Origin of the sequence: Pseudomonas sp. 32_A, assembly GCF_017490905.1 — a bacterium.
GTDB lineage: Bacteria > Pseudomonadota > Gammaproteobacteria > Pseudomonadales > Pseudomonadaceae > Aquipseudomonas > Aquipseudomonas inefficax.
Genome location: NZ_JAFGYI010000382.1, coordinates 1 through 434, shown reverse-complemented (window position 1 = coordinate 434; position 434 = coordinate 1). Strand labels below are relative to the sequence as shown.

Annotated in this window: 1 protein-coding gene; it reads left to right on the top strand. The window is 59.7% G+C overall.

Translation table 11 applies throughout. The features are described 5' to 3' along the window. Positions 1 to 137: 137 nt before the first annotated feature. A partial coding sequence (gene rlmJ / locus J5M58_RS27165) for a 23S rRNA (adenine(2030)-N(6))-methyltransferase RlmJ (RefSeq protein ID WP_306795267.1) occupies positions 138 to 434 on the top strand: 297 nt, incomplete at its 3' end.

Genomic DNA, 434 nt, shown 5'->3' with positions numbered 1-434 from the left:
GGACACGAAGCAGCAGATCGAGCAGATCGTCGGCGACGCGTATCAATAGCCGATAGCCGAAGGGCAGGCCGTATTGCATACTCGCGTACAATACGCGGCCGCGTCGGTCGGCCATGTCCACGAGTCGGCATCGCCGCATGAGTCACGCCCCCGACGCCCGGCCGACTTTCACGTACCGCTTCCGTATTTCTCTCGCCATGCTCAGCTATCGTCACGGCTTTCACGCCGGCAATCACGCGGACGTCCTCAAGCACACCGTCGTCGTGCAGTTGCTGCGTTATTTGAACAAGAAAGACAAGTCGTATTGGTACATCGACACGCACGCGGGCGCAGGCGTCTATTCGCTCTTCGACGGCTATGCGGCGAAAACCGGTGAATTCGGCCCGGGGATCGAGAAAATCTGGGATGCAACGGATCTGCCCGAAGCACTGTCC